This is a genomic window from Vibrio sp. V39_P1S14PM300 (assembly GCF_009904765.1).
GTDB classification, from domain to species: domain Bacteria; phylum Pseudomonadota; class Gammaproteobacteria; order Enterobacterales; family Vibrionaceae; genus Vibrio; species Vibrio proteolyticus.
On the sequence record NZ_WXWP01000099.1, the window covers coordinates 1 to 25,920 of the forward strand.

General features: G+C 49.5%; 30 protein-coding genes. 22 read left to right on the top strand and 8 right to left on the bottom strand.

What is annotated here, in order from left to right:
- Positions 1-74: 74 nt before the first annotated feature.
- Positions 75-425, top strand: a complete 351-nt coding sequence (locus tag CAG65_RS04630) for a DUF3024 domain-containing protein (protein ID WP_021704991.1) — start codon at positions 75-77, stop codon at positions 423-425.
- Between the two features lie 62 nt (positions 426-487).
- Here the strand turns inward: CAG65_RS04630 and rnb are convergent, their stop codons facing one another.
- Positions 488-2,500, bottom strand: a complete 2,013-nt coding sequence (gene rnb, locus CAG65_RS04635) for an exoribonuclease II (RefSeq protein WP_161452497.1) — start codon at positions 2,498-2,500, stop codon at positions 488-490.
- Between the two features lie 430 nt (positions 2,501-2,930).
- Between rnb and CAG65_RS04640 the strand changes: the two genes are divergently transcribed.
- Complete coding sequence (locus CAG65_RS04640; protein WP_021704993.1) at positions 2,931-4,814, top strand: DEAD/DEAH box helicase; 1,884 nt, start codon at positions 2,931-2,933, stop codon at positions 4,812-4,814.
- A gap of 55 nt (positions 4,815-4,869) precedes the next feature.
- Here CAG65_RS04640 and CAG65_RS04645 read toward each other — a convergent pair whose 3' ends face one another.
- Genes CAG65_RS04645 through CAG65_RS04670 form a run of 6 tightly spaced genes read right to left on the bottom strand, consistent with a single transcriptional unit; the run spans position 4,870 to position 9,359 of the window.
- Positions 4,870-5,652, bottom strand: coding sequence for a heme ABC transporter ATP-binding protein (locus CAG65_RS04645; RefSeq protein ID WP_161452499.1), 783 nt, complete (start codon positions 5,650-5,652; stop codon positions 4,870-4,872).
- Positions 5,652-6,689, bottom strand: coding sequence for a FecCD family ABC transporter permease (locus CAG65_RS04650; protein ID WP_161452500.1), 1,038 nt, complete (start codon positions 6,687-6,689; stop codon positions 5,652-5,654). Before CAG65_RS04650 ends, CAG65_RS04645 begins: the two co-directional genes overlap by 1 nt.
- A gap of 9 nt (positions 6,690-6,698) precedes the next feature.
- Positions 6,699-7,544: a heme/hemin ABC transporter substrate-binding protein gene (locus CAG65_RS04655; RefSeq protein ID WP_161452503.1), complete on the bottom strand. Its 846-nt coding sequence runs from the start codon at positions 7,542-7,544 to the stop codon at positions 6,699-6,701.
- A 14-nt stretch (positions 7,545-7,558) separates the two neighbouring features.
- A complete protein-coding gene (locus tag CAG65_RS04660; protein ID WP_021704997.1) occupies positions 7,559-7,972 on the bottom strand; it encodes an ExbD/TolR family protein in 414 nt (137 codons plus the stop codon).
- Entirely contained in the window at positions 7,969-8,658 is a 690-nt protein-coding gene (locus tag CAG65_RS04665) for a MotA/TolQ/ExbB proton channel family protein (protein ID WP_161452505.1), read from the bottom strand. Before CAG65_RS04665 ends, CAG65_RS04660 begins: the two co-directional genes overlap by 4 nt.
- A gap of 2 nt (positions 8,659-8,660) precedes the next feature.
- Complete coding sequence (locus tag CAG65_RS04670; protein ID WP_161452507.1) at positions 8,661-9,359, bottom strand: TonB family protein; 699 nt, start codon at positions 9,357-9,359, stop codon at positions 8,661-8,663.
- 168 nt (positions 9,360-9,527) lie between these two features.
- Here CAG65_RS04670 and hutW point away from each other — a divergent pair, with 168 nt between their 5' ends.
- From hutW to CAG65_RS04770, 20 genes are all read left to right on the top strand, one after another.
- On the top strand, positions 9,528-10,901 hold the full coding sequence (hutW, locus tag CAG65_RS04675; RefSeq protein ID WP_161452509.1) for a heme anaerobic degradation radical SAM methyltransferase ChuW/HutW: 1,374 nt from the start codon (positions 9,528-9,530) through the stop codon (positions 10,899-10,901).
- A gap of 10 nt (positions 10,902-10,911) precedes the next feature.
- Positions 10,912-11,424, top strand: coding sequence for a heme utilization cystosolic carrier protein HutX (hutX, locus tag CAG65_RS04680; protein WP_161452511.1), 513 nt, complete (start codon positions 10,912-10,914; stop codon positions 11,422-11,424).
- Positions 11,425-11,442: 18 nt separating this feature from the next.
- Positions 11,443-11,973, top strand: coding sequence for a heme utilization protein HutZ (gene hutZ / locus CAG65_RS04685; RefSeq protein ID WP_161452513.1), 531 nt, complete (start codon positions 11,443-11,445; stop codon positions 11,971-11,973).
- A 65-nt stretch (positions 11,974-12,038) separates the two neighbouring features.
- Positions 12,039-12,572 (top strand): ATP:cob(I)alamin adenosyltransferase, encoded by a 534-nt coding sequence (locus CAG65_RS04690; protein WP_161452515.1) that lies wholly within the window; start codon positions 12,039-12,041, stop codon positions 12,570-12,572.
- Between the two features lie 234 nt (positions 12,573-12,806).
- Entirely contained in the window at positions 12,807-13,211 is a 405-nt protein-coding gene (locus tag CAG65_RS04695) for a lysozyme inhibitor LprI family protein (protein ID WP_337247543.1), read from the top strand.
- Between the two features lie 184 nt (positions 13,212-13,395).
- Positions 13,396-13,755 (top strand): VOC family protein, encoded by a 360-nt coding sequence (locus CAG65_RS04700; protein WP_161452517.1) that lies wholly within the window; start codon positions 13,396-13,398, stop codon positions 13,753-13,755.
- A gap of 55 nt (positions 13,756-13,810) precedes the next feature.
- Complete coding sequence (locus CAG65_RS04705) at positions 13,811-14,293, top strand: PaaI family thioesterase (RefSeq protein WP_161452519.1); 483 nt, start codon at positions 13,811-13,813, stop codon at positions 14,291-14,293.
- A 12-nt stretch (positions 14,294-14,305) separates the two neighbouring features.
- Positions 14,306-14,851: a nucleotidyltransferase family protein gene (locus tag CAG65_RS04710; protein WP_161452538.1), complete on the top strand. Its 546-nt coding sequence runs from the start codon at positions 14,306-14,308 to the stop codon at positions 14,849-14,851.
- A gap of 123 nt (positions 14,852-14,974) precedes the next feature.
- Positions 14,975-15,265 carry a YciI family protein gene (locus CAG65_RS04715; protein WP_021705008.1) on the top strand — a complete coding sequence of 97 codons (291 nt, stop codon included), beginning with the start codon at positions 14,975-14,977 and terminating at the stop codon, positions 15,263-15,265.
- A 459-nt stretch (positions 15,266-15,724) separates the two neighbouring features.
- Complete coding sequence (locus CAG65_RS04720; protein WP_021705009.1) at positions 15,725-16,009, top strand: MazG nucleotide pyrophosphohydrolase domain-containing protein; 285 nt, start codon at positions 15,725-15,727, stop codon at positions 16,007-16,009.
- Positions 16,010-16,064: 55 nt separating this feature from the next.
- The gene (locus tag CAG65_RS04725) at positions 16,065-16,550 is read left to right on the top strand and encodes a GNAT family N-acetyltransferase (protein ID WP_021705010.1); all 486 of its coding nucleotides are present in this window, start codon (positions 16,065-16,067) and stop codon (positions 16,548-16,550) included.
- Between the two features lie 32 nt (positions 16,551-16,582).
- On the top strand, positions 16,583-17,320 hold the full coding sequence (locus CAG65_RS04730; protein WP_161452521.1) for an SDR family NAD(P)-dependent oxidoreductase: 738 nt from the start codon (positions 16,583-16,585) through the stop codon (positions 17,318-17,320).
- A gap of 39 nt (positions 17,321-17,359) precedes the next feature.
- Positions 17,360-18,382, top strand: coding sequence for a S66 family peptidase (locus tag CAG65_RS04735; RefSeq protein ID WP_161452522.1), 1,023 nt, complete (start codon positions 17,360-17,362; stop codon positions 18,380-18,382).
- 64 nt (positions 18,383-18,446) lie between these two features.
- On the top strand, positions 18,447-18,908 hold the full coding sequence (locus tag CAG65_RS04740; RefSeq protein WP_161452524.1) for a RidA family protein: 462 nt from the start codon (positions 18,447-18,449) through the stop codon (positions 18,906-18,908).
- A gap of 193 nt (positions 18,909-19,101) precedes the next feature.
- Entirely contained in the window at positions 19,102-19,323 is a 222-nt protein-coding gene (locus CAG65_RS04745; protein ID WP_021705014.1) for a hypothetical protein, read from the top strand.
- A gap of 139 nt (positions 19,324-19,462) precedes the next feature.
- Positions 19,463-19,975, top strand: a complete 513-nt coding sequence (locus CAG65_RS04750; RefSeq protein WP_021705015.1) for a GNAT family N-acetyltransferase — start codon at positions 19,463-19,465, stop codon at positions 19,973-19,975.
- Positions 19,976-20,044: 69 nt separating this feature from the next.
- Positions 20,045-20,848, top strand: coding sequence for a PhzF family phenazine biosynthesis protein (locus tag CAG65_RS04755; RefSeq protein ID WP_161452526.1), 804 nt, complete (start codon positions 20,045-20,047; stop codon positions 20,846-20,848).
- A complete protein-coding gene (locus tag CAG65_RS04760; RefSeq protein ID WP_161452528.1) occupies positions 20,845-21,576 on the top strand; it encodes a glucose 1-dehydrogenase in 732 nt (243 codons plus the stop codon). Before CAG65_RS04755 ends, CAG65_RS04760 begins: the two co-directional genes overlap by 4 nt.
- A gap of 15 nt (positions 21,577-21,591) precedes the next feature.
- Positions 21,592-22,293 carry a DUF4336 domain-containing protein gene (locus CAG65_RS04765; RefSeq protein WP_161452530.1) on the top strand — a complete coding sequence of 234 codons (702 nt, stop codon included), beginning with the start codon at positions 21,592-21,594 and terminating at the stop codon, positions 22,291-22,293.
- A 157-nt stretch (positions 22,294-22,450) separates the two neighbouring features.
- Entirely contained in the window at positions 22,451-24,811 is a 2,361-nt protein-coding gene (locus CAG65_RS04770) for a Lon protease family protein (protein ID WP_161452532.1), read from the top strand.
- 52 nt (positions 24,812-24,863) lie between these two features.
- Here the strand turns inward: CAG65_RS04770 and CAG65_RS04775 are convergent, their stop codons facing one another.
- Positions 24,864-25,757, bottom strand: a complete 894-nt coding sequence (locus tag CAG65_RS04775) for a cation diffusion facilitator family transporter (protein WP_161452534.1) — start codon at positions 25,755-25,757, stop codon at positions 24,864-24,866.
- Between the last annotated feature and the right edge of the window lie 163 nt (positions 25,758-25,920).

The window sequence follows — 25,920 nt, forward strand, 5'->3', positions numbered from 1 at the left end:
AAGTGATGTTACTCGGGCTAAATAGCTGATACAGTCAAAAAAGTGATCACGCCAGCATCGCTAGGGAGAGTTGAATGAGTTTGGTGAATTTGTTGCAAAGGCAGGTTGAAACCCGGGCTCAGGTTGTGTGTCAGAACCGTAATCAGAGCTTGCCGGTTGAACTGGGCAAGGCCAGTTTTGAAGTGCTCGATAATGGTGTGGTGTTTGTCAAACAACACTATCTTCTCGATTCTTCGCACTGTGATTACTTTAACCCGGTGGCGCGAGTACTGTGGGATGAAGAACAACAACGATGGAATTTGTCGGTCATTCAGGAAGAAGGGTGTGACGACTGGGTTCCGTATCCTTATCTAGCGTTTAGTAATGACTTAACGGCGTTGATGCGAGAAATTGAGAAAGATCCCAAGTCGTTGTTCTGGGATTGATGCCTATCCGGATACGAATTAAAGAAAAGGCGCCCTACGGCGCCTTTCTTGCGGACAATGTGTTATTCGGCTTCAGCCGGAGCCTTTTCCGATTCTTCCGGTTTTGGCGGCTCAGCGAAGACCTGAGTCGGTTTTGCCACCAGGCTGCGATTTTCCTGGTTCACTTCTGTCAACACCACTTCCAGTGTGTCGCCAAGGCGATAGATCAATTCTTTGTCGATGGCGATGGTACCGTTGTCACCATCCAATTGGATACGCTCTTTGTTGGCGACGATCAGTTTGCCTGGAACAAACGCTGCGGCGCCATTTTCCAGCAGACGGATACGCATACCGGCACGTGAAATATCGAAGATCTCAGCAGAGAACTTGGTTTCTTTCGCCGGCTCTTCGGCCAGTGTGCGGGCATACAGCCAGTCGGCCACGTTGCGCTCAGCAATCTTATGATGCTTGCGGTGCAGTGCAAGCTCTTCGCCGACCGTTTCATCGGGTTGCTGCACTGGCGCTTTGCCCAGCACGTGCGCTTTGAGCATGCGGTGGTTGATCATGTCGCCGTATTTACGGATTGGAGATGTCCAGGTCGCGTAGATATCCAGGCCCATTGCAAAATGCGGCAGCGGTTGGTTACCAATTTCGCTGTATGTCTGGAATTTACGAATACGGTTATCCAGGTAAGTCGTTTCCTGAGTGCCCAACCAACGACGCAGTGCGGCAAAGCCTTCCAGAGTGGTAATGCTTTCAGCGGTGAACGGAAGGTCGCTTTGTGGATTCACCAGTTCAACGACTTCTTCAACTTTCTCGGCTTTAAAACCACTGTGACAGTTGAACACACCAGTTTCAAAGTGAGCACGCAGAACTCTGCCTGCACAAATGTTAGCCGTGATCATGGACTCTTCTACCAGACGGTTTGCACTGCGGCGCAAGTCGGCATGAATCGCGACAACGTCGTTATCTTCACTCAGTTCAAAGCGGTAGTCCGGGCGATCAGGGAACACGACAGCGTGTTCTTCTCGCCAGTTTGCACGTGCCTGAGAAAACGCGTACAGATCACGCACGATCTGTGCGATCTCATCGCTTGGTGACCACTCGGATGACTCACCGGTCTCCAGCCAGTCAGAGACATGATCGTAGACCAGCCGTGCGTGAGATTTAATGTTGGCAGAGAAGAAACGGATATCGTCGCCAATAATGCCATCTTTGCTTACGGTGACCGTGCAACACAGCGCCGGGCGAACTTCGTTTTCTTTCAGTGAACACAGATCGTCCGCCAAATCACGAGGCAGCATCGGAATGTTGCGGCCTGGCAGGTAAATGGTGAAGCCACGTTCACGTGCCACCTTATCCATCTCATCATCCGGCGTGATGTAAGCCGTTGGATCGGCGATGGCGATGGTCAACTCAAACTCCCCGTTTTCTTTTTGTTTGGCGTACAGCGCATCGTCCATATCTTTGGTTGATTCGCCGTCAACGGTCACAAACGGAATATGGGTCATATCGAGGCGTTCAAGATCCGCATCGTCTTTTAGTTCCCACTTCTCGATTCCAGCCGGTTCGCTGTTCGGCAAATCGTTTTCTGCCAGCGTAACCCACCACGGCGCAATTTTGTCGTTTGCGTCGGTGATCTTTTCTGAGATTTCAACAAAGAAGCCATTGTCGCCTTTAAGAGGGTGGCGCGTCAGGTGAGCGACCACCCAATCGCCTTCAGCAAAATCGTCTGGCTTGAGACCTTTTTTCACTTTGGCTTTCAGGGATTGTTTCTTCAACTGAGGGTGATCAGGTGCCACATTCAGTTTGCCTTTGAACATCTTAACGCGGCCGATAAAACGGGTCAGAGATTGCTCCAGTAGCTCTTGAGGCTCGGCCACTTCACGCTCGTTTTCGGTACGAATAATGGCAACGACTTTATCGCCGTGCAGACATTTTTTCATGTATGGTGGCGGGATGAAGAAGCTGGTTTTGCTGTCGACTTCCAGGAAACCAAAGCCTTTATCGGTGGCTTTGATGGTGCCTTCTTTCTTCGGCAGGGTTTCCTGAATTTGTTGTTTTAGCTGAGCTAACAGAGGGTTGTCTTGAAACATCGTAAACTTATCTAATTTTGGGCCGGCGAGACATGTCGCGTTGGCGACTCAGATTTTACGTCGATTATGACGCAGCAATAGCAGCACACTATAAACATTGACGCTGCGGATTACTACCGAAAGCGTGCTTTTCACCCCGGAAAAGTTGCTGTTTGTCGTAGGGCGTGCCACCCTTTCTAAACTTGGCTTATGACGTAAATATGACCGTTTTTACCAGTTATGAGAAAAAATTGTGATGTATTTCAATTTTTTCTGGCTTTTTGTGTGCTTTTACGAAATAATCCGCGTCCCTTAGTTGTCCCTAGCGGCTTGATGCGATTTAACACTTATCCGCATCTGAAAGGAATCAGCTCTAATTTGTTGTTTGGATTGGTATGGAATTGGTAGAGCTCGTGGGACCTTGTAAATCAATAATCTTAGTGGGATCCCAATGCAAGATTCTGTAACACAGTTCAGCGACTTAGCGCTGAACGACGCCATTCTTTCTGCTCTGGACGGAATGGGTTTTGTTTCTCCAACTCCAATTCAGGCGGCTGCCATTCCGCATCTGATGCAAGGCGCTGACGCGCTGGGTAAAGCTCAGACCGGTACTGGTAAAACAGCGGCTTTCTCTCTTCCTCTGCTGAACAAAATCGATCTAGACCAACGTAAGCCCCAAGCTATCGTGCTGGCACCGACTCGCGAACTGGCGATTCAGGTAGCGGCCGAAATGAAAAATTTGGGTCAGAACATCCGTGGTCTGAAAGTGCTTGAAATCTACGGCGGTACGTCCATCGTTGATCAAATGCGTGCTCTGAAAAGTGGCGCTCATGTCATCGTCGGTACACCGGGCCGTGTACAAGACCTGATCAATCGTGAACGTCTGCACTTGGACGAAGTACATACTTTCGTTCTTGATGAAGCGGACGAAATGCTGAACATGGGTTTCGTTGACGACGTTACCGATATCATGGAGCACGCGCCAGAGTCTGCTCAGCGAGTTTTGTTCTCAGCTACAATGCCTCCGATGCTGAAAAACATCGTTGAACGCTTCCTGCGTGAGCCAGTCACTATCGACGTTGCAGGTAAAAACCACACAGTAGACAAAGTAGAGCAGCAGTTCTGGGTGGTTAAAGGCGTTGAGAAAGACGAAGCCATGTCTCGTCTTCTGGAAACCGAAGAGACGGATGCGTCAATTGTATTCGTACGTACTCGTCAGGATACTGAGCGTCTGGCAGACTGGTTGTCTGCGCGCGGTTTCAAAGCAGCAGCACTGCACGGTGACATTCCGCAATCCTTGCGTGAGCGTACCGTTGACCACATCAAACAAGGTGTGATCGATATTCTGGTGGCAACTGACGTCGTTGCTCGTGGTCTTGATGTGCCACGTATTACGCACGTATTTAACTACGATATTCCATTTGATGTTGAGTCTTACATCCACCGTATCGGTCGTACTGGCCGTGCAGGACGTAAAGGTAAAGCGATCCTTCTGGTTCGTACCAACCAAATCCGTATGCTACGCACTATCGAGCGTGTGACGAAGTCTTCAATGGAAGAAATCCAACTGCCACATCGCGATAAAGTGGCAGAATCTCGCCTGGAAAAACTGGGTGCAGAACTGGAAGCGGAAAAAGAACACAAAGCACTAGAGAAGTTCGTTGATCTGGTAGAGAAACTGCAGACGTCTCTAGAACTGGATGCAACCACTCTGGCTGCCATTCTGCTGAAGCGTCAGCAAGGCAAACGTCCATTGTTCTACATCGGTGAAGATCCGATGATCGAAGCGATTGAGCGTGATAAGTTGCGTCGTCGTGAACGTCGTGAAAACGGTGGTCGTCGTGAGTTCGGTAACCAGGAATGGGATACTTATCAATTCCAGGTTGGCCGTGAGCAAGGCGTTCAGGTTAAAGACATTGTCGGTGCGCTGGCAAATGAACTTGGCCTGACTAAAGGCTCTATCGGTGCCATCAAGCTGGATCGTGGTGAGACTTACGTTCAGTTGCCTAAAGCGATGTCTTCAGATGTAGCGAACAAGCTACGCAAATTACGCATTCGTCAGAAGCAAGTGGATGCTGTGGTATGTGACTTTGATGATTTCCGCGAGTCACGTGGTCGTCGCGAAGGCGGACGTCGTGATGGTGGTCGTCGTGACGGTGGTTTCCGTAGTAATCGCGAAGGCAATGGCAACTTCCGTGGTAGCCGTGAAGGCGGCAACCGTGAAGGTGGTCGTCGCGAAGGCGAACGTCGCTTCGATCGCAATCGTGGTGGCGATCACCGTGGTAACCATCGTGGTGAACGTGGTCATAGCCGCGGCCGTCGCACCGAAGCATAATTCTTTGCAGAATTAAGAAAAAGCCCCGCTCAGATGAGCGGGGCTTTTTTGTGCATTAAGCGGCGGGATAAACCATTGGAAAGTCGAGCGTGGGATGTTTAGCAACCATGGCGCTGAAGCCGTATACCCGCTCAAGCAGTTTGGGTTGTAGCGCTTCCCAGGGCGCGGCATCTTCGACCAGCTTGCCATTATGGAGGATCACCATTCGGTCTGCGTATTGCGCGGCCAGATTCAAATCATGCAGCACCACAATGACCGCAGCCTGTTGTGTAGTGGCCAACTCACGTGCGATGTGCAACGTATTGTGCTGGTGGGCGAGATCCAGGGCAGATGTCGGTTCATCCAACATCAGGATTTTGCGCTCTCCACTCTGATGTAACTGGGTTAGTACCCGGGCGAGATGCAGCCGCTGTTTTTCGCCGCCAGATAACGAGGTGTATAGCCGTTCTCCGAGGTGCGCAACATCGGTCAGCTGCATGTAGTGCATGGCGATATCCCGGCTTTCGGCGTGACCGACGTTCAACGGTAAGGCGCCCAACTCGACCACTTCGTGAGCCAGAAAAGGAAAACTTAAGCTACTGTGTTGAGGCAATATCCCCAAGTGACGGGCCAGCGCTTGAGACGGCCATTGTGATGAAGATTGAGCAAAATAGGTGAGAGGGCTATCGGAGTTAATCTCACCACACATTAGTTTGAGTAAGGTACTTTTTCCCGCACCGTTTGGCCCGAGTAGCGCAGTAACCTCACCGGCGCGAATATCCAGATCAATGTTATCCAGTATGGTGTGCTTGCCAAATTGCACACTGGCTTGGCGAACACTCAGAACCACTTGTGGCATTACAGAATTCGTCCTTTTTGTTGAAACAGAAGATAGAGAAAGAAGGGGGCCCCAATCAATGCGGTAATAATCCCGACTGGCAATTCGGCAGGCGCAAGAACGACGCGAGACGCCATGTCTGCACCGGTCAGCAACAGTGCGCCCATCAGTGCAGAAAGCGGCAGCAAACGGCGATGATCCGGTCCGGCTAACATACGTCCAAGATGGGGAATCACCAGGCCAATGAAACCTATCATACCGGATACACTAACGGTCACGCCGACACCGACCGCCGTGAGCAAAATCAGGTGGCGTTTGAGACGTTGTACCGGAATACCAAGATGACGAGCTTCCGCTTCACCGAGCAATAAAGTGTTGAGAGCCCGGGCGTGACGATAAAATAGCACCATTAAGAGTAGGAAGGTGGTGCCCGCCAGGCCTATGGAAGACCAGCTTGCACCAGCCAGCGAACCCATCGACCAGAGTGTCAGATCACGTAACATTTGATCGTCCGCGAGAAAGTTAAGAAAACCGATGCCCGCCCCTGATAAAGCGCTGATTGCAACGCCGGCAAGCAGCATAATGGTGACGGAAGTGCCGGTTTTAGATGTGCCAAGATGGTAAACGATAACCGTGGTCAGGGCTCCGCCTAAAAAAGCAAATACCGGAATCGCGGTGATGTTCATCAGGACAGGATAGGCTTGCGCCAGTTCGGAAAATAGGACTATCGCAGTCGCTGCCCCTAACGCGGAGCCGGCTGATACGCCAATGATGCCCGGTTCTGCCAGCGGGTTGCGAAACAGGCCCTGGGTCACCGTGCCGCACAGAGCCAGCGTTGCGCCAACAAATACACACAAAATGGTGCGTGGGAAGCGAATTTCATGGATCACCAGATTTATGTGCGCTGGAAGTGTGTTCGAGCGCACAAGCAGACTGTACAAACTGTCGGTGAACCCGATCTGCATTGGGCCGACGGTGATCGAATAGACGGATGTTATCGCCAACATCAGCGAAAATAGCCCAAGTGTCACGCTCAAAGGAAGTCGTCTCAACAACATGATTGAGCCTTATTTTGACAATAGTTGATGCAGTCGTTCGGCTTCGGCCAGGCTCTTTAAACCCAGTCCGCCAACCAATGCATGCCCGTCGATGGTAAGGATCTGTTTGTTCTGACCCGCCGGGGTGGCTGCGAGCATCGGCATCGCCTTGAGGATCGCGTCAGCGCCGCCTAACTTGTCGTAGCTACGGCCACTCACCAGAATCACATCAGGTTGCATCTCGACCATAGATTCCATCGAGAGCGGTTTGTACGAAGTTAGCTGTCTAGCTGCCGGGTTGATTCCGCCCGCCAGGCGAATAATGGCGTCTGGCGTCGTATCTTTGCCAGCCACGTTAGCTGCCCGGCCTTCATGAATTAGCAGGAAGAGGACTTTTTTCGGGGTATTTAACGGTTGGTGTGTCAGAGCATCGAGCTGCTGTTGGAGATCTTTTTTCAGCGTTTCGGCTCTGGTTTCGCTGTGGGTCAGAGTGGCAATTTGATCAACACGCGCTAAAAGTCCCGCAGTGCTGGTCTGAGTGTTAACGATTTCAACACGTACGCCAGCGGATTTGAGCTGCTCTAAAGTGGAGCCAGGCCCCATTTCATCCGATCCAATCAGCAGTGTAGGGGACAAGGCCAGCAGACCTTCCGCAGACAGGCGGCGATGGTAGCCTATCTTGGGGATTGTTGTATTCCCTGGTAGTGTGCTAGTGACATCCACAGCGACAAGTTGATCATCCACGCCTAACGCAACCATCAACTCAGTGACGGCACTGCCTGCACTGACGATGCGTTCGTTGGCAGACGCGGTGATTGGGGAGAGCAGACTCAACGCTAAGGCGCCAAGGCAGAAAAAAGGTTTGAGCGGTAACATGTTAAAAATCTCGTTTACTTAGAATCTTCGGTGAGTAATTGGGTCGCCTGAATGCCGTTTTCTTGCAGGTAAGCCAACAGTTTGACCAGGTATTGAATATCGGCCGTTTTCTCGGCGCCGATGACGATCGGTCGAGGTTGGGAACTGTGTTGTTCCAACAGCGCCAGCGTAAAGTTTTCCCAGTCGAGGTATGTCTGACCATCGATAGCCCAATGTGGCTCATCATTAAGAATATTGATGGTCATGGATTGGCTGTCGATGGCGGCAGAGACTGGGGAATCGGTGGTTGGCAGGCTCACGTCCAGCGAGTCCAGCTTGACGGCTGCCGTCAACATCAGAAACACCATAACGATAAAAATAATGTCCAGAAGCGGCGTTAAATCGGGCGTCATACTGAAGGACGTGTGGTTGTGCCCAGTTTTAATCATTGTGAAGCCACCGGGGAATTCATCGCTGTGTCATGTGTCTGAGCCGGGATTGGTCCGGCCAAATTGACGCCTTCAAGCCAAAGGTTGACATAGTTCAGTGTGTGCTCGAGTTTGGCCATCACACGGTCTGCCCATAATCCCAGTAACTGAGCGGCAACAATAGCAGGCAGTGCGATCAAAAGACCGGCAGCGGTGGTGAACATGGCGATGCCTAGTCCATCGGCCAGATCGCTTGGGGTCACATTGCCTGAAGATGCGGCCATGCCCTGAAACATCTCGATCAGGCCAAGAACAGTTCCGAGCAAGCCCAGTAATGGGCTGATCACACCAACCAAGGTTAACAATCGCAAACCTGAATGGAGTTGGTGACGCTGCTCTTGCAGCCAGATACCGGCGGCGTCTTCTCTTAGCGTTTTCTCTACATGGCGATGTGTCAGCAACATACCGACTCCCTTAAACAGTAAGGGACGGCGAGGAAGTAGCGCTTCTGCTAGCTCGTCCAACTGTTGATGGTGTTGCGGTGAAAGCTGCATGAGTTTGTATTGAACCGCGCGTTTTCCCACTGAGAAACTGATCGCGACTTGGATCAGGCGCTCAGCAATAATCATTGCGGTCAGAGCGGAACAAACGAGCAATGGCCAGGTCATCAGGCCAAGCTGTTGCTGTAATTGAGCAAAGGTTTCCATGGTTAATCCAACTTAAAACGAACGGGAATTTGTACTCGGTGTGCGACTTTCTGCCCCGCAATGATGTGGGGGGAAAACCGCCATTGTTTGATGGCATTGAGTGCCGATTTGTCCAGTAGTGTTTCTCCGGAAGAAGCAATCAATACTTGTTTGACCTGATTACCATTTTCATCCAGCCATACCTCGTACATTGTCACGCCTTCAATTCCCCGTTTTTGTGCCAGACGAGGGTAATGCGGGGCGACCGGCCGAGTGACAAACGATGGTTTTTGTACCATGACAGGTTCACTGGATGCGCCTTGTGTCGCCGGTTGAGGTTTCACGTTGTCGATAGGAGGAGTCGGTGGTGTTTCCTGCTCAGGTATTTTTGGTTGTTGCTTTGTTGCCGGCTTAGCTGACTTAACCTGAGCCGGCTTTGATTTGATTGGCTTTGTGACGTGTTTCTTCACCGCCGGTTTCTTGGCGACACTTTTCGTCGGTGACGTCAGTTCCGCTGCCGCTTGCACAGTCTCTGGAGCCTCAGTGGGTATGGCGTCGGATGCTGGGCTGGGAGGCGGGGCAGCAACAAAATTTATCGCAACAGATGTCGACTGGCTACCCGCGGGCATTGCCAACGCTTTTGGTTCCTGGGTGACAAACAGTAGAGCAGCATGCGCGATCAAAGACACACCGCCAGCAATTGCATACCTTGTCAGGCTCACTTTTTTCTCCACTTTGTTGACTAGCTGAACACACAGAGCAGATTATTATTTAAAATCTAAATAATATCAATTATCAATTGCATTCTCATTTGTGTGCTTTTATGATCCCGAACCAGCACCTAGATTGAAGCCTGAATCCCTTGAATAAAGGGCATTGCAGGATTGTATATGAAGATTGACTTAAATAGTTTTGATGAATCGGTTTTGGGACGTCATACCGACGATCCACTCCGATTTGCTTTCGATGCGAAGCACTCCGCTCACGCTGGTGGCGGAAGTTCGATGGTGTCGCCGCAGAGTTCAACTACGGTTTTAGACAAGCTGTACCAAACTCCGGGTCGTGCCGGTGACAAGCGCTGTCTCTATATCCATGTTCCTTTTTGTCGTGTGCGGTGTACGTTCTGCAATTTTTTCCAGAACGCGGCAAGTCGCCGTTTAGTCGATGAATACTTTGATGCTCTGATGTTGGAAATCGAACAAAAGTCCCAGCTCGCCTGGACACAGTCCGCGGTATTTCAGGCGGTGTACGTTGGAGGTGGTACGCCAACGGATCTGTCTTCAGAACAGATACAGCAATTGGGTCAGAGGATACGATCCGCGTTTCCACTTGCGTCTGATTGCGAGATTACCCTGGAAGGGCGAATCAATCGTTTTAGTGATGAAATGTTTGAAAGGGCGCTCGAAGGCGGATTTAACCGTTTCTCTTTTGGTGTTCAGAGTTTTGATACTAAGGTCAGACGCAGTGCTAAACGACTGGATGATCGAGATACGGTGCTGGAACGTTTGAGCCAGTTAAGTGCCCGCGATGATGCATTAATTATTATCGATCTTTTGTACGGACTGCCGCATCAGTCGGCTGAGGTCTTTGAGCAGGATCTGCACGATTTTCTCTCGACTGGGGCTCATGGACTGGACTTGTATCAGTTAGTGGTCGGCGGAGACGCGCCGATGTTGAATTTGGTGGAAAAGGGTAAGTTACCTCCGCCGGCAAGCTCCACGGAGAAAGCGCTTCTGTATAAAATTGGCGTTGAGTTTATGCGCCAGCATCATTTTCGGCCACTCAGCGTCAATCATTGGGCTCGAGACAACCGGGAGCGCAGTTTGTATAACAGTTTGGCCAAAACGTCGGCTGACGTGTTACCGCTAGGTTGTGGTGCGGGCGGTACGCTTGGCGGCTACAGTGTCATGCAGCATCGTCATCTTCAAGCCTATCTGCAAGCGATTGAGACACAACAGATGCCAGTGATGATGCTCAGTAAACAGCATGACTTGGCATCGGTATTTGCCGCTTTAAAAGCGGCTTTCGACAGTGGTGTACTGCGTCGCTACGCGCTACCAAAGGTGTTTGGGGTGAACCTTTTTGGTTTACTGCATCCTCTGTTCGTCCACTGGGATCGCCTTGGTCTGGCAAAGCTTGAAAAGGATTATCTCAGCCTGACGTTGGCGGGTGGTTTTTGGTCTGTCACTTTGACGCAGGCTTGTATCCGGATTCTGCTTCATACTTATCAAAACACGATGAAGCCATGTTTGGTGGCCTCTTAATGGAATAACTATGAATACATTAAAACAACAGGTCGCTCAGGTGATCGAAGATGAACCGAAACTGCTCCCAGCGGCCATTGCACAGCAATTGAAGGTATCGGAGTTTGATGTGGTTGCTGCGTTGCCGGATGACATGGTCGCCGTGATGGCAGGTGAACAGGCACAATCGATTCTAGAAGAACTGGTCAGTTACGGGCCGGTGACGACTATCATGCATTCGTTCGGTTCGATTTTTGAAGTGAAAGCTCCGTTTCCAAAAGGTAAGCTTGCACGCGGTTATTACAACTTGATGGGGCGCAATGGGGAACTTCATGGCCATCTTCAACTCGACAATATTAAGAATATCGCGTTAGTCAGCAAACCATTCATGGGGCGAGAAAGCCACTATTTTGGTTTCTTTTCTGAAGACGGCAACAACATTTTCAAAGTGTACCTGGGGCGGGATGACAAGCGTGAATTGATTCCGCAACAAGTATCGCGATTTAAACAAAAACAAGCAGAAATAAAACAGAACGATCTTTGAGAGAGTCAGGAGATAGCCATGGATCAGCAAATAAAACAAGAGCGTTTGCAGGGACGCCTTGGACCGGAAATTCAGGAGTTTCGTCAGCAACGCAAAACCATTCAACTGGCGACAGTGGATGAAGAGGGGCGCCCTAATGTGAGTTATGCCCCGTTTGTACAAAATCAGGAAGGCTACTTCGTGCTGATTTCAGAGATAGCACGTCACGCAAGAAACCTCCAGGTGAATCCGCATGTCTCTTTGATGTTGATCGAAGATGAAGAGAGCTCAAAACAGTTGTTTGCTCGCAAGCGTTTGACATTTGATGCAATTGCCAGCGTGGTAGAACGTAATTCACTACTGTGGGCGCAAGTGATCGGACAAATGCAGGAACGTTTTGGCGAAATTGTCGAAGGGTTAAGTCAATTGCAGGATTTTGTCTTGTTCAACCTCAAAGCTGAACGTGGTTTGTTCGTGAAAGGTTTTGGGCAGGCGTATCAGGTATCAGGGGATGACTTGGTTGATTTTGTGCATCTGCAAGAAGGCCACAAAAAAGCGTCTAACAGCTGATTATTATTAATCATTTTCTAAGGGAGCTATAATGCTCCCTTTTCTTTTATCTGGAGTTGATCACCGTGAAACCGATAAGCAAAGCGCATGGTGAAATGTGTTACCCGTTTATTTATGAAGACAGCCCAGTGTGTGATTTTGAAATTGCGGCGGACGAGCTGTGTACACGTGTGGGCAAAGTGTTGAGTATGGAGCTGGACGAGCACAGCCGGGAAATATTGACCCGCATGCAGCCGCACATATACCATCTCAATGGCTCTGTGCGCGGCAAGTTAGCCATTTTTGAGGAGACGCTCAAGGAACTGCATCGCGACTATGAGCATCTCTGTCAGATTCTGGAAGGCGGTTTTCGTGGATTTGTGTTGCCTGGCGGGCATCCGATCGCAGGAGAGCTGCACTTGTGCCGTACGCAAGCAAAGAAGGTGGTTCGTGCCTTAGTGGCGGTGGAACACTCGGGCCAAAAATCGCCTGCGCCCATTCTGTTTAAGTATGCCAACTTGCTGGCGAATATTCTTTACGCACTGGCCTCATACACCAACCGTATTCATGATGTGGCGGAGACGGAATTTGTCAGTAAAAGCTACGCGATGCCCAAGTGAAGACGGATTGTCTGAATCACTTACCAAGTGATCGCTCAGCCCGACAGCTTGAGAGTGACACCGCAAAAAAAATGCTTCACGAATCCATGTCAGCAAGCATTCTGGCTCAAAATTAATACGGTACAAACGCCTGTCTGACGAACTGTTAATGTCCGTGTTCCAGTGACCTGACAGTGAAACAATCGGCAGGATGTACGCGCGCCTTAATCAAGCGTTAAATAGGAAAATAAAAAAGTGAAAAAGTGGTTGTTAATCGGGTTATTGCTAACGGGGGCCGCGATGGCATCGGATAAGATTGAACATCCGTGTACCGTGAAAGGTGGTGGCGTGACCGCTGGCTATCTGTGTGCTGTGGACAAAATGGATATTGCCGACAAAGAGCTGAATCGAACTTATCTGGAAGCGTTAAAGAGAGTTAAAGAAGAAGAAACCGCTTTAAGGAAAACATGGGAAAAGACAGACTTGGTGAAGCCTTTTCGGGCGGCTCAGCGCGCATGGTTAACATTCAGAGACGCTCAGTGTCGATTCAGTGGCCTTTCTTCAACACCATCTCCCTGGCAAGCCGTTCAGATTGAGGAATGTAAAGTAAGAATGACGCTTGAACGAATCGCTTATTTTAAGGCGGTGTATGTCGGTTAATTGCCTTGCAGTGCAACGTGAAGCCAGTAACAAATCGTTAATTAGGATTCGCGACGCGTGGCATTTTTTAATGATTTAGGTGTAGTGTTGGAGAGGGTAGAAGGAGCCGGCAATCATGTACTCCTTGCGCGATAGTGCACATCGTATTGATTGACGACCAGAGAAGCCGAAAGGAGGCGAATGCATGCATCAACATGAAAAACTGAATTATGTAGAGTTTGGAGCTAAAGACTTGGCCGCCACGAAGGCTTTCTTTTCTGCGGTTTTTGGCTGGGCGTTTGTGGATTATGGCCCCGAGTATACCGCCTTTTCAGACCAAGGTTTGGATGGTGGTTTTTTTCGGGCAGAGACTTGCAATCAAACCAGCACAGGTGGGGCACTGCTGGTGTTTTATAGTGCTGATATTGAATCGACGTTGGCTAAAGTGACTCAGCATGGTGGTCAAGTGACGCGTCCTGTCTTCGATTTTCCGGGTGGCTGTCGCTTCCATTTCACAGAACCCAGTGGTAACGAGTTCGCGGTGTGGTCAGAGGCGCGCGGATAGAATCGTGCATCATGATCTCAATCGGTTAAGGTCAAACTAGATTTCAGGAGTCGGCATGGAACAGGGAAACGCTTTTCAGGATTTAGTTCCAAATAATCATTGCTTTGGGTGTGGCCCCGAAAACCCGCTCGGTTTGCAAATCAAAAGTCACTGGGTTGATGAGAACAAATCGGTGTGTAGGTTTGTGCCTTCACCTCATCATTGTGCGGGGCCCGTTCAGTTTTTAAATGGCGGTATCATTTCGACCATCATTGATTGCCATTGTATATGTACGGCGATAGCGAAGGGCTATCAATTGCAGGAGCGGGAAATCGGGACCGGCGAGACGATCTGGTATGTAACCGGGAAACTTGATGTGACTTTTCTTAAGCCGGTACGCATTGAACAAGAAGTGGAATTGGTTGCCGAGATAGATGAAATAAAAGGCAGCAAGATGACATTAACTTGCCAGCTCTACTCTGCAGGCGAACTCTGTTGCTCTAGCCAGGTTGTGGCGATACAAGTGCCCAACAGTTGGCTAAATAATATGACGGGCTGATTGGCAAACTCATTGAACGCTTATTCGAAAACAGTTGAGTCTCTTGTCAGGCGAGATGCGTTGCGGCTAAAAGCATTGCAATGTGTTAAGCAACTTCAGTTGCCTCAATGCTATCTGGCGGCTGGCTTTGTACGCAATTTGGTTTGGGATTATTTGCACGCCAAACCTCGGTCAACCGCGCTAAACGATGTCGATGTGATCTATTTTGATCCTCTGGAAACGAACCCTGACGCGCATCTGGCTCACGAAGCTCGACTGAAACACGCCTTGCCTATACTCAACTGGCAAGTGCGTAATCAAGCCTGGATGCACCTTCGCAATGGGGATCGTCCCTATCAGAGCGCTATTGATGCGATGAGCTACTGGCCTGAGCAGGAGACGGCGGTTGCGGTCAGACTCAACAGTGACAATCAATTTGAATGCGTGTCCGTGTTTGGTCTTGCTTCGTTGTTTGCATTGAGGATTACCTACAATCCAAAACGTGAACGTGCTCTGTTTGAACAACGGATCCAGACCAAAGGCTGGCACAATCTATGGCCTGAGTTGCGAGTCGTATGAACGCCTTGGGCTGTGTGCGGCCAAGACAATCTTTTGAAATTAAAATAGAAAAGTGTCGGTCTCATTGCGAGTGGATGGCAATACTACACAGCTGACGAAAAGAATAACGCAGGGAGCAACGGAATGTTTGTGGTTTCAATAACCTATAAAGTCAACTTGGAGCAAGTGGAGTCGCATTTAGACGATCATATCGCATACCTTGATCGTCAGTATGAGCTCGGTCACTTTCTGGTTTCGGGACGCAAAGTACCCCGGACGGGCGGTGTGATTCTCGCGTTGGCACAGAGCCGTGAAATGCTCGATGCTGTGCTTGCTGAAGATCCTTTCTACCAGCATGCCTTAGCCGATTATGATGTGACTGAATTTGTGCCTACCAAGTCGTCCCAAGAGCTGGCGCTGTTGTTAAATCGGTAATCAGTCAGCTTGTCTGTCGTGTTTCAACTGTAACCAGCGCGCCCTGGCGTTTTATCTCAGGCTTGGGTACCAAGTGTCGACTCACGACGAGGATTTTAGCGAGCTGGTATTTCGTTTGATTCAGTAGCCATCAGGCTATTGCTTCTCAGTCGCGGCGGCATGATCGACTTTCGCAATGATATTCATGTAGTTCGCTTACAGTGCCTGCTCCCGTTTGCTGGCCGTTGTGTCGCAAAATTGTAAGCACTTTCAACTTTGATCAAACCGTATCGGCCAGCGCCAGAAATGGCATCTGTAGCAGATTCAGTCCAAGTCGTTGCGACTTCTTATTGTCCTCCTTGTGACAATATGAGCGTAATGGACGCAAAGTAAAAGATAGTGTTGATACGCAGCGAAAACACATTGCGCCATTGTGGGCAAATGAGCCTGTGGATTGTCTGAACCAACGAGAGAAAACCTGTGAAGATAAGTGAATTGCAAGCGCATATTAAAACGTTCGATTACGACCCTGAACAGCCGCAGAGCTACTTTCTAAAGTTAATTGAAGAAGTTGGGGAAGTGTCCGAAGCATTAAGAAAAAACCGTTCAGGGCAGCCTGACAGTGGGTCTTTAAAAGGCTCCTTAGCAGAGGAGTTGTACGATGTCCTCTATTATGTTTGTGCGTTGGCAAATATCCATGACATTGATTTGGAGAAAACGCACCAGCTCAAAGAACAGTTAAACAAGATCAAATACAACCGTTAGATCAACAAGCGTCAGATCTACGGACGCGAGTCCGCCGCCTTAGGAAATGGAATAAATGATTATCAGGGAAATGAACAAAGATGATGTAGACGCATTGATCGATATTTTTGTCGAGCTAGAGCGTTACTACTTTGGGGAAGAGGCGGCCAGTGCAGAAGAGCTTCATGATTATCTGCTGACTAAAGTGTTTTCACCCGAGTCTGGTGTCCGGGTAGTGGCGGCTATAAACGACCAGTGTGTGACGGGCATTGCGACCTATACCCTGATGTATCCGGCCCCGAAATTATCAGGACAGATGTATATGAAGGATCTGTTTGTTTCATCGGCGGCCCGAGGGCAGAGGGTTGGGAGAAAGATCATGCACTATCTGGCTGCACTCGCCATTGCAAAAGGTTGCCGGCGTCTCGACTGGACGGCAGAAACAACCAACCCGTCTGCGGGCGACTTCTATCGCGCTATCGGTGCCCAGCATGTGACGGAAAAACAATATTACCGTTTTAGTGATGAAGCACTAAGTCAACTCGCGGTTTTGAATGAATAACATCGACGTTAACAGAGATTATAGGGAAGAAGATGAAGACAGCACTTATCACCGGAGGAACGAAAGGGATCGGACTGGAAGCGGTCGTGCGCTTTGTCCGGCAAGGTTATCAGGTAGTGACGTGTGCCCGCCATTCAGACACCTGGCGACAAGCGACGTTGATTCATCCGGAGCTGGAATCGGTAAGGTTTATTCCAACCGATATTTCCGTTCAGGCTCAAGTTGAGCATCTTTTTGACTGCATTAAGTCGGATTATTCCGGGTTGGACGTCGCGGTCAATAATGCGTCACCGGCATTGGGTTCGAGGGGGCTTTATCATACGGTTGATCCCGATGCGCTGCAGGAGACACTGCAACAGGACTTTTGGTCACATGCGTTGTGTCTCCGTTACCAATTGGAACTGATGAACTCAGGAAGCGCGATCGTCAACATTAGCTCGATTAACGGACTCAGGCCCACACCGAATGCTGCCATGTATGCGGCAACGAAGCACGCTTTGGAAGGGTTAACGCGCTCGCTGGCGCTAGAAAACATTGAGCGCGGTATTCGCATTAATGCGGTGGCTCCGGGCGTCACCTGGACACCACGCTGGGAAGAGCGGGCAAAGGAAATACCGGCTATCCGACAAGATGTTTCCAGCGTTGTCCCACTGGGGCGGTTTGCCAGCAGCAAAGAGATCGTTGATGCGATTGAGTTTCTTTGCTCCGATAAAGCCAGCTATATTGTCGGCCACACGTTGGTGGTTGATGGTGGGCTGTCAATAAAATAAGTCAGCCATTTACCCATTACAGAAGGATCTATTGCGGCTATGTTGTTACCACCAAGATTAAAACAGGGCGATACGATTGGCTTTTTCTCTCCATCCTCACCGGCGACCGTATTTGCCCCCACTCGATTTGCGCGAGCGAAAACTTTTCTCGAAAGCAAAGGGTTTAAGCTGAAAGCAGGTAGCCTGACGGGTGAATCAGACCATTACCGTTCGGGGTCAATACAGGCCCGGGCTGAAGAACTGAATAGATTGATTCGTGACCCTGAGGTACGGTGTATTATGTCGGTGATCGGCGGGTTCAACAGCAACGCGCTGCTGCCTTATATCGACTACCAAGCGCTGCAGCGTGATCCGAAGATCATCATAGGTTATTCGGATGTGACCGCACTCCTGCTCGGTATTTATAGCAGGACTGGGCTGGTTACTTTTTATGGCCCGGCGTTGGTGGCATCGTTTGGGGAACTTCCTCCACTGGTCGAAGAGACGTTTGCATCCTTTGAGTCGTTGCTTTGCCACTCGCCGAGATGGCCTTACGAGTATCAATTACCGACCTATTGGACCGATACGATGATCGATTGGGAAACGCAAAGTGAAGCAAAGCCTGTGCGTGACAACCAATGGCTATTCCTTGGCAACGCAGCGGTTTTTGGGCGTCTTGTTGGCGGGAACCTCAATACCATGAGCGGAATCTGGGGATCAGAGTTTATGCCAGTAATCCAACCAGGTGACATCTTGTTACTCGAAGATTCGCTGTTAAGTATTGCCCACATCGAGCGATCATTTAATCATCTAAAACTCTGTGGTGTGTTTGAGAAAGTGGGCGCCATTATTCTGGGCAAACATGAACTGTTTGACGACAAAGGTACCGGACGAACGCCATTGGATGTGTTACAAGAAGTACTGGGAGAGCAGACGCTGCCAATTCTTTACGGGTTCGACAGTTGTCACACTCATCCGATGTTGGTGACGCCGCTGGGTGTGGAAGCGTGTATTGACTTCGAGCAGGAAACCATCCATCTGATGTCGCCCTGGACTCAGGAAGCTTCCGCTGGACAAGTTTAAATGTTGAGTCGGAGTGTGTATGCCAGATCAGCACTCAGTGATGACGTTATTTCAAGGAGGATTTATGGACGCAGAACAACAAATTGAACAACTAGGCCTGATACTGCCACCAGTCAGCGAACCACAAGGCAGTTATCGTAACTGTGTACGTACAGGAAATCTTTTGTATGTTTCCGGAAAAGGGCCAGTATCGGGATTCGATGAGATACCCAAAGGGAAATTGGGGCGTGAGTACACCGTTGAGCAAGGGTACGAGTTCGCCCGTGCCGCAGGGCTAGATATTTTAGCGGCCATAAAACAAGAGCTCGGTACACTCAGTCGCGTGACCCGCGTGGTGAAAATTCAAGGCTTTATCAATGCAACTGAAGAGTTTGAACAACATCCCCGAGTGTTGGATGGTTGCTCTGAGCTGATGGTGGAAGTGTTCGGTCAAAAAGGCATGCATGCCCGTTCTGTTTTTGGTGCCGCTTCGGTCAGAGCCAACTTACCACTTGTGATTGACTCAATTTTTGAAATCGCTGATTAGAGTGTTAAAAATATGCAATAGGTATCAATTGAGTCACTGAAAGAGTCCTTAATGATAAAACGGCGACTTACAAGCGCTAAACTTCATATTGAAGAGCGTTGACCTTCGTGATCGAACGCAATTCATTCTTAGCAAAATTACCGGATAGTGGACGGAGCATATGGGGTATATGCGTATCGTAAAGAGGTAAAAAATGCGAATGTATCGAGATATTACGAATGATCCGTCGATCCGCGGGTACGAGATCGGTGATGATTACATCACGGTGTGGTTGGAAGGCGATGTCAGGCCAAGTACCTATAAATATGATCGGGCTGGTCGGCAGCATGTGGAGCGAATGAAGCAGTTGGCGAAGTCGGGGAATGGACTCAATGCTTATATCCAACATTTCGTGAAGTTTGATTACGATCGTTAATGTTTCAGCCTGACGCTTGGTATTGTGTCAGGCTTTTTCATATCTGTTGTCTGTACACTTTTACGTGCCACATTGCTGTGCTAGGGTGAATGTCCTTAATTTCATGAGTTTACATGACGAGTTTAAGCATAAGGAACCTATGCAAATTACACTGTTACGTGAGTCAGATACTCAAGCGTTGTTAGAGTTTGAGTTGGAAAATCGCGCCTGGTTCGAATCCCATATCAACCCACGTGAAAATAGCTTCTACAGTTACGAAGGTGTGCGTAGCCACATTCTTGAGTTTCTCGGTGGCTACAGGACCCGTGAAATTCTGCCGATGTTAATCAAAAATGATCAAAACGAGATCGTCGGTCGAATTAACTTTCATCAGGTGGACAAACTCCGCCAGACGGCTCACCTGGGGTATCGTATTGGCGAGCGCTTTACGCGTCAGGGTATTGCGTCGTTGGCGGTGGGGCAGATTCTCCAGAAGGCACGTCAGTTTGGTGTTCACACGGTAATCGCCATGGCAGCAATCGATAATCTGGGCTCTCAAAAAGTATTGGGGAATAACGGATTTGAAAAAGTTCGGGTGATCAAAAACTTTGCCGTTGTGCGTCGGCGCAGTATCGATTGTATTGAGTTCCAGATTGATTTGGACAGCGAGTAACTCTCAGCCATCAAATGGCCGGAGGGGGCACATTAGGTGGTCAAAGACATAAACAGCCAAGGAGTCATCATGGCATTGGATATTTATCAAGTCGACGCTTTTACCCATCAGGCGTTTCGTGGCAATCCGGCCGGCGTGTGTATCATTCGGGAAGATTTGGATGAAGCGCTGATGAAAAACATCGCTAAAGAGATGGCCGTTTCTGAAACGGCGTTTCTGAATCTGAATACGATGAATCTCAGATGGTTTACGCCACAGGTTGAGGTTGATTTATGCGGGCATGGTACGTTGTCAGTAGCGCATATTCTCAGACAGCGACATGTTGCCCAGACAGGCGACGAACTGGCATTTGATACGCGAAGCGGCATATTGAAAGTCACGTTAGATGAGCAGCAGTATCATCTGGATTTGCCTGCCGCTCAGATTGATACTCATCAAACAGTGAGTGATGAGCTGATTGATCATCTTGGCATCTATCCGGAGCAGGTCATTCAATCCGGTCTGTTTGACGGCAAGTATTTTATCGAGGTCGAGGATGAGGAAACGATTCGTTGTTTGGAACCCAACTTTGATGCTTTAACACAGTTCCCCGGGCGTAGTGCTTTAATCACGGCACGTTCAGAAAGCCGCTACGATTTTATTTCGCGCTACTTCGCTCCGTGGGTGGGCGTGAATGAAGACCCGGTTACGGGCTCTGCTCACTGTGCGCTGGCCACTTATTGGGGAGAGCGACTGGGTAAAACTGTGATGAACGCGTATCAGGCTTCGCAGCGAGGTGGCGAGGTGACAGTAACCTTACTGCCTGAACAGCGCGTTTTGCTGACCGGACAGGCGGTGACGATTTTGAGCGGAAAACTGGAGCTGTCAGTATGAATAAAGTGGTGATTGTCACTGGCGGTGGCCGTGGCATCGGTGCAGCAACGGCCAAAAGGTTGGCGGCTCAGGGGTACGCTGTGGTCGTCAACTACCGGGTTCGCCATCAAGAAGCTGAAGCTGTAGTTGCGGAGATCACAAGCCTTGGCGGTACGGCGTTGGCGATTGCTGCCGATGTATCGGCAGAAGCGGATGTCGTTCGGCTGTTCGAACAGGCTGAGCAACATTTTGGTCAAGTGACGCATCTGGTCAACAACGCCGGTATTCTGACCACCCAGTCCGAGTTAAAGCACATGACCGCAGAGCGTTTTAGCCATGTATTGAACGTCAATGTGATGAGCTGTTTTTTATGCTCGCGCGAGGCTGCGAGAAGGCTGCCCTTTGGAGGCGCTATTGTCAATGTTTCGTCTGCGGCTTCACGCACCGGAGCCCCGTTTGAATACATCGATTATGCGGCGTCCAAAGCGGCGATGGACACTATCACCAAAGGTTTGTCTCTCGAATTAGCGCAACATGGCATTCGGGTAAACGGTGTGCGTCCGGGGTGCATATATACTGAGATGCACGCTGATGGGGGAGAGCCTGAGCGTGTGGATCGCTTAAAAGAACGTATCCCGTTGCAACGTGGCGGTCAACCAGAGGAAATTGCGGCGGCGATCGCCTGGTTGCTGTCGGATGAAGCGTCCTACGCAACAGGGTCGTTTATTGATTTGGCTGGCGGAAACTAAAGCGTAAGGAATCGTATGGAAGCTCTGGGAAAGGATATTTGGATTGTCGAGGGTGGAACGGTGCCCTTTTTTTCATTGCCGTATTCGACTCGGATGACAGTGATACGTTTGCAAGATGGTCGTTTATGGATTCATAGCCCAATCAAACTGACGTTGTCTCTGAAAGCGCAAATAGAGGCTCTGGGTGAGGTTGCCTACCTGATTGGACCGAACCGACTGCATCACCTGTTCATTGAAGATTGGCAGCGCGCTTATCCCTTGGCGCAGACATACGCGACGGCGGAGCTGAAAAATAAACGTGAGGATCTGTTTTTCAATGGGGTACTTGAGTCAAGTTCGGCAAAGCCATGGTCGTCAGAGATACGCCAACTGCTGTTTACTGGCTCTCGGGCAATGCAAGAGTGTGTGTTTTATCATCCGGAATCGGGCGTTTTGATCGTAACCGATTTGATTGAGAACTTTAATCCGACGGTATTTAAGCCCTGGCAGCGTGCGATAGCCAGAGGCGTTGGCATTCTGGCTCCCAACGGTAAAATGCCGCTGGACTGGAGGATGAGCTTCATGTTCAGTAAACCGCAGGCAAGAGAACACCTTGCGACCATACTCGAATGGCAGCCACGTATGATCGTGATGGCGCATGGTGAGGTCATCCGTCAGCAGGCAGAAGGCTTCTTACGTCGTTCTTTTTCCTGGCTTGACCTGAACTGTTCCCACTGACTTTCGAAGGTTTTCCCTGCTCAGTGAAATAAGGTGCGCAATTTGATGTTTATTTGCGCACTCAGACCCGTTTTGGGTGTAAGTCACTAAATTGTAAACCAAAGCCAACTACACTGAGCGAATAAACAACGACAAAAACAAGAAAAAGGAGGTTGTTATGGCAATTCAAAGATTGGATGCTACTCAGCTCTACCACGTCGCTGAGCTGGAAATTTTGCCATGTAAGTCAACGAAGGAATTACCTCCTATCGATGAAATTGTGGGCCAGGAGCGCGCACAAAAGGCCGTAGAGTTCGCCATGTCGATCAAGGAAAAAGGCTACAACATTTATGCCATAGGTCAGAATGGCCTTGGCAAACGTACCATGATCCTGCGTTATCTGAATCGGCATAAACATGACGTAGATGGTCTTTATGACTGGTGTTATGTAGCAAATTTCGATGATATCCGTACGCCAAAAGTTCTGAAACTGCCTTGCGGAGTAGGCAATAAGTTTCGCCTGGATATTGAAAAGCTGATGACCAAACTGGTGACGGCTATTCCATTGGCATTCGACAATGAAATGTATTTCAGCCGGGCTGAAAAGCTCAAAAATCAGTTGGCGCAAAAACAGCAGGCGGAGCTGGAAAACATCAGTCGGGAGGCAAAAGACAAAGGGATCAGCCTGACGCTAACCACGCAGGGAGATTACCAGTTTATCGCCATGAACGGTGAGGAGCTGCATACCGAAGAGTCGTTTGAGGCGTTAAACAAGAAAGAGCAGGAGTACTTTGGTGCCACCATCGATGAGCTGGAAGTCAGTTTACGTAACATGGTCAGACAGCTGACGGAGTGGGAAGAGGCTTACAGCGACAAAATCAAAAAGCTCAATGACGACGTCACACAGGACGTCATCACGCACTTTTTCCGTCAATTGAAAGAAGACTACGCGCAATATCCGGAGATCAAAACCTACCTGCGTGATCTGCAAAAAGACATCGTCGAAAACGCGGATATCTTTCTGGAAGAGGGCAGCGAGCAGGGTGAGATTGCCCAGGCATCGCTGGATAAAAAGCTGCCACGCCGTTATAAAGTTAATGTGCTGGTCAGCCGAGCTTCCCACGAGTTTCCCGTGGTGGTGGAGGAGAACCCGAACTACCATTCATTGTTTGGCTACATTGAGACTGCGACGTTTAAAGGGACGGTTTTCACCGATTACTCCTTGATTCGTGCCGGGAGTTTGCATAAGGCCAACGGTGGAGTCTTGCTGATGGATGCGGTCAAAGTCCTGGAACAGCCTTATGTTTGGGATGGCATTAAGCGTGCGTTGCGATCGCGTCAACTGAGCTTCACCTCATTGGAGAAAGAAGTGACGTTGACCGGTGCCGTTTCTCTGGATCCGGAACCTATTCCACTGGATGTGAAAATCATTCTGTTTGGGGATTACCGGACTTATCAGCTGCTTCAGCATTATGATCCGGAATTCAGTGAACTGTTCCGTGTGACCGCCGATTTTGAAGACGAAATGCCGCGCACAGCGGATTCAGAGCTGCACTATGCCCGGTTTATTTCCAGCATCGTGCATGACAACAGCATGCTGCATTGTGATCGGAAAGCGATTGCCCGCATCATCGAGCACAGCTCTAGGATTGTCAGCGATCAGGGCAAGTTGTCGCTGCACTCGGCGCACATTGCCAACCTGTTGCGTGAGTCTAACTATGTGGCTCGCCAGGCAAACTCTAATATGATTCGTGCCTCGCACGTTGAGGACGCATTACGCAATCAGGAACTCAGGGTCAGCCGTCTCAAAGACAGTGTGATGGAGAGTTTCATCAATGGCACTACGTTAATCCATACGGAAGGTTCGGCTATCGGTCAGGTCAATGCGTTGTCGGTGCTCAGTACCAGTGATTATACGTTTGGTGCGCCCAACCGAATCACCGCCACCACGGCGTACGGTGAAGGTGACGTGATTGATATTGAACGCAGTGTCGATCTTGGTGGTAGCATTCACTCAAAAGGGGTGATGATTTTGTCGGCGTTCCTGACCTCCGTATTTGGCAAGACCGCCCGAGTACCGTTAACCACGCACATTACGTTCGAGCAGTCATACGGGGGTGTCGATGGAGACAGTGCGAGTATGGCGGAATTTTGCGCTATCGTATCGGCTTTCTCCAAACAGCCAAACCGTCAGGATATCGCGATTACCGGCTCGATGAACCAATTTGGGGAAGCACAGCCAATCGGTGGTGTGAACGAGAAGATCGAAGGTTTCTTTGATGTTTGTGGTATCAAAGGCCGGAGCCACGAGCAAGGCGTGATCATTCCTCGCTCGAATGCTCATAACTTGATGCTGCGAGCGGATGTGGTGAAAGCGGTTGAGCGTGGCGAGTTCCACATCTGGGCCATTGACCATGTGACAGAAGCAATTGAGATCTTTACGGGTAAACCTGCGGGCGAGCTGAGTGAAGAAGGCAGTTACCCAATCAACTCGATATTCGGTATTGCGCAGGCAAAATTAAACGCGTTGAGAAAGTAAAAACAAAAACGCCGGATTTTAAATCCGGCGTTTCTTTGTCTTGAAATCAGACTTAGGCTGCGATGTTCATGGTCAGATTAAGCTCAAACGGCAACTTAGACAACTTGTCTTGTAACTTGGCTCGCATCTGATGAAGTTCATCAATGGCCAGCTGTTCTTGCTCTGGCAGAATATCGATGTTGACCCGTAGCTCGTTACCCACTTTAGTGACGCCCGCCAGCGCCATGCCCTGGGAAAATTCCTTTTCGATAAACTCGACACCTTTACTGACCTCACTGCGGATAGATTTATCCGGCGCCATCATCAACAGCTCTCGAACGGCATCACGCAGCATACAAAACGGCACTTTGATGAAGTAGAAAGACATCAGCAGCATCATAGCCGGATCGGCATACACAGAGTAGTGTGACCAAGGTGACAGAGAAACAAACCAGGCAGAAACAAACCCGAGTGTCACCGCGACGCTCAGCAATGTATCCATTTGCCACTGCTTGGCTTCCGCTTCTATCAGACCGCTGGAAAAGCGTTTGCTCTTGCGGGTAATGTACCACCAGGCATAACCACACCCGATGACATTAACCACACCAAATAAGGTTGCAATCGATGGGTCAACGGCGCGTCCGCCCTGGAACATGGCCAGCACTGCGCCATACAGGGAATAGGAAACGACCGATAGGATAACCGCCCCTTTGATCGCGATAACGACTGGCTCCAGTACCGCTTTTCCAAACGGGAACAGGTTCTTCGACGGAGAGCGAATGTATCGTGAAACGGCGAGTGACAATAAAGTTAACAGTAAACTGACGAGAGAATATACGCCGTCAAACACAATCACCAGAGAGCCAACGAGAGCACCAAGTACTAAGCCACCGCCCGCAAAGGCTGAAGCTAAAAGGGCTGAAGCCGTTAATACTCTTTTCTCATTTAAGCTTGTCCTGGCACACATACATCACCTGTTGTTCAAAAATACGCAGCCATTCTTTGCTTAAGTGCACATTTTTACAAATGTAATCTTTATGTGATGATGAGATTAAAACGTATATTTTTATATTTATCTTTATATTCAGTAGTTTATGTCTGGTTTCTGGTGTCATTAAATTTGACACTGA

Excerpts from the sequence above, each read along its gene's own strand:
- CAG65_RS04750 (WP_021705015.1), top strand. The coding sequence starts at position 19,463 with ATGCAAATTACACTGTTACGTGAGTCAGATACTCAAGCGTTGTTAGAG.
- CAG65_RS04745 (WP_021705014.1), top strand. The coding sequence starts at position 19,102 with ATGCGAATGTATCGAGATATTACGAATGATCCGTCGATCCGCGGGTAC.
- CAG65_RS04765 (WP_161452530.1), top strand. The coding sequence starts at position 21,592 with ATGGAAGCTCTGGGAAAGGATATTTGGATTGTCGAGGGTGGAACGGTG.
- CAG65_RS04770 (WP_161452532.1), top strand. The coding sequence starts at position 22,451 with ATGGCAATTCAAAGATTGGATGCTACTCAGCTCTACCACGTCGCTGAG.
- CAG65_RS04715 (WP_021705008.1), top strand. The coding sequence starts at position 14,975 with ATGTTTGTGGTTTCAATAACCTATAAAGTCAACTTGGAGCAAGTGGAG.
- hutX (WP_161452511.1), top strand. The coding sequence starts at position 10,912 with ATGAATACATTAAAACAACAGGTCGCTCAGGTGATCGAAGATGAACCG.
- CAG65_RS04705 (WP_161452519.1), top strand. The coding sequence starts at position 13,811 with ATGGAACAGGGAAACGCTTTTCAGGATTTAGTTCCAAATAATCATTGC.
- CAG65_RS04665 (WP_161452505.1), bottom strand. The coding sequence starts at position 8,658 with ATGGAAACCTTTGCTCAATTACAGCAACAGCTTGGCCTGATGACCTGG.
- hutZ (WP_161452513.1), top strand. The coding sequence starts at position 11,443 with ATGGATCAGCAAATAAAACAAGAGCGTTTGCAGGGACGCCTTGGACCG.
- CAG65_RS04645 (WP_161452499.1), bottom strand. The coding sequence starts at position 5,652 with ATGCCACAAGTGGTTCTGAGTGTTCGCCAAGCCAGTGTGCAATTTGGC.
- CAG65_RS04650 (WP_161452500.1), bottom strand. The coding sequence starts at position 6,689 with ATGTTGTTGAGACGACTTCCTTTGAGCGTGACACTTGGGCTATTTTCG.
- hutW (WP_161452509.1), top strand. The coding sequence starts at position 9,528 with ATGAAGATTGACTTAAATAGTTTTGATGAATCGGTTTTGGGACGTCAT.
- CAG65_RS04655 (WP_161452503.1), bottom strand. The coding sequence starts at position 7,544 with ATGTTACCGCTCAAACCTTTTTTCTGCCTTGGCGCCTTAGCGTTGAGT.
- rnb (WP_161452497.1), bottom strand. The coding sequence starts at position 2,500 with ATGTTTCAAGACAACCCTCTGTTAGCTCAGCTAAAACAACAAATTCAG.
- CAG65_RS04640 (WP_021704993.1), top strand. The coding sequence starts at position 2,931 with ATGCAAGATTCTGTAACACAGTTCAGCGACTTAGCGCTGAACGACGCC.
- CAG65_RS04630 (WP_021704991.1), top strand. The coding sequence starts at position 75 with ATGAGTTTGGTGAATTTGTTGCAAAGGCAGGTTGAAACCCGGGCTCAG.
- CAG65_RS04700 (WP_161452517.1), top strand. The coding sequence starts at position 13,396 with ATGCATCAACATGAAAAACTGAATTATGTAGAGTTTGGAGCTAAAGAC.
- CAG65_RS04660 (WP_021704997.1), bottom strand. The coding sequence starts at position 7,972 with ATGATTAAAACTGGGCACAACCACACGTCCTTCAGTATGACGCCCGAT.
- CAG65_RS04755 (WP_161452526.1), top strand. The coding sequence starts at position 20,045 with ATGGCATTGGATATTTATCAAGTCGACGCTTTTACCCATCAGGCGTTT.
- CAG65_RS04725 (WP_021705010.1), top strand. The coding sequence starts at position 16,065 with ATGATTATCAGGGAAATGAACAAAGATGATGTAGACGCATTGATCGAT.
- CAG65_RS04735 (WP_161452522.1), top strand. The coding sequence starts at position 17,360 with ATGTTGTTACCACCAAGATTAAAACAGGGCGATACGATTGGCTTTTTC.
- CAG65_RS04760 (WP_161452528.1), top strand. The coding sequence starts at position 20,845 with ATGAATAAAGTGGTGATTGTCACTGGCGGTGGCCGTGGCATCGGTGCA.
- CAG65_RS04730 (WP_161452521.1), top strand. The coding sequence starts at position 16,583 with ATGAAGACAGCACTTATCACCGGAGGAACGAAAGGGATCGGACTGGAA.
- CAG65_RS04740 (WP_161452524.1), top strand. The coding sequence starts at position 18,447 with ATGGACGCAGAACAACAAATTGAACAACTAGGCCTGATACTGCCACCA.
- CAG65_RS04775 (WP_161452534.1), bottom strand. The coding sequence starts at position 25,757 with ATGTGTGCCAGGACAAGCTTAAATGAGAAAAGAGTATTAACGGCTTCA.